At 49.5% G+C, this 1,552-nt stretch carries 1 rRNA gene; it reads left to right on the top strand.

Features of this window, described 5'->3' with window-relative positions:
* Positions 1-1,552 (top strand): 23S ribosomal RNA (locus Q320_RS0109925); the annotation flags it as partial.

Here is a 1,552-nt window from a genome sequence, read left to right as displayed (position 1 = left end):
GGTAGAGCGAACCCGGTGAACTGAAACATCTAAGTAACCGGAGGAAAAGAAATCAACCGAGATTCCCAAAGTAGTGGCGAGCGAAATGGGAAGAGCCTGTACGTGATAGCAGTAGACTTAATAGAATGGAATGGAAAGTCCAACCATAGTGGGTGATAGTCCCGTATATGAAAAGTCAATTGTGATACTAAGCGTACGAGAAGTAGGGCGGGACACGAGAAATCCTGTTTGAAGATGGGGGGACCATCCTCCAAGGCTAAATACTCATCATCGACCGATAGTGAACCAGTACCGTGAGGGAAAGGCGAAAAGAACCCCGGGAGGGGAGTGAAATAGAACCTGAAACCGGATGCATACAAACAGTGGGAGCCCTTGAAAAATGGGGTGACTGCGTACCTTTTGTATAATGGGTCAGCGACTTACGTTCAGTAGCGAGCTTAACCGAATAGGGGAGGCGTAGGGAAACCGAGTCCGAATAGGGCGCATAGTTGCTGGGCGTAGACCCGAAACCAAGTGATCTATCCATGGCCAGGATGAAGGTGCGGTAACACGCACTGGAGGTCCGAACCCACTAACGTTGCAAAGTTAGGGGATGAGCTGTGGATAGGGGTGAAAGGCTAAACAAACTTGGAAATAGCTGGTTCTCCTCGAAAACTATTTAGGTAGTGCCTCTTGTATCACTGACGGGGGTAAAGCACTGTTATGGCTAGGGGGTCATCGCGACTTACCAAACCATGGCAAACTCTGAATACCGTCAAGTGCGAGCAAGGGAGACAGACCTGGGGTGCTAACGTCCTGGGTCAAGAGGGAAACAACCCAGACCGCCGTCTAAGGTCCCAAATGATCAATTAAGTGGAAAACGAGGTGGGAAGGCACAGACAGCCAGGATGTTGGCTTAGAAGCAGCCATCATTTAAAGAAAGCGTAATAGCTCACTGGTCGAGTCGTCCTGCGCGGAAGATGTAACGGGGCTCAAATTGATAACCGAAGACGCGGATATGACCATTTATGGCATATGGTAGAGGAGCGTTCTGTAAGCCTGTGAAGGTGTCTTGAGAAGGATGCTGGAGGTATCAGAAGTGCGAATGCTGACATGAGTAGCGATAAAGGGAGTGAAAAGCTCCCTCACCGAAAACCCAAGGTTTCCTGCGCAACGTTCATCGGCGCAGGGTGAGTCGGCCCCTAAGGCGAGGCAGAAATGCGTAGTCGATGGGAAACAGGTTAATATTCCTGTACTTGGTATAAGTGCGATGTGGGGACGGAGAAGGTTAGGTTAGCCATCTGTTGGAATAGGTGGTTTAAGTGTGTAGGCGGATCCCTTAGGCAAATCCGGGGGGTCTTAACGCTGAGGCATGATGACGATTCACTTAGGTGATGAAGTAACTGATACCCTGCTTCCAAGAAAAGCCACTAAGCTTCAGCTTATATTGAACCGTACCGCAAACCGACACAGGTGGGTAGGAAGAGTATTCTAAGGTGCTTGAGAGAACTCGGGAGAAGGAACTCGGCAAATTAACACCGTAACTTCGGGAGAAGGTGTGCCTTATTGGTGA

It is taken from the genome of Deefgea rivuli DSM 18356, assembly GCF_000620145.1.
Taxonomy (GTDB): Bacteria; Pseudomonadota; Gammaproteobacteria; order Burkholderiales; family Chitinibacteraceae; genus Deefgea; species Deefgea rivuli.
The sequence above is the reverse complement of the archived record's forward strand: the minus strand, read 5'-3'. Positions and strand labels throughout refer to the sequence as shown.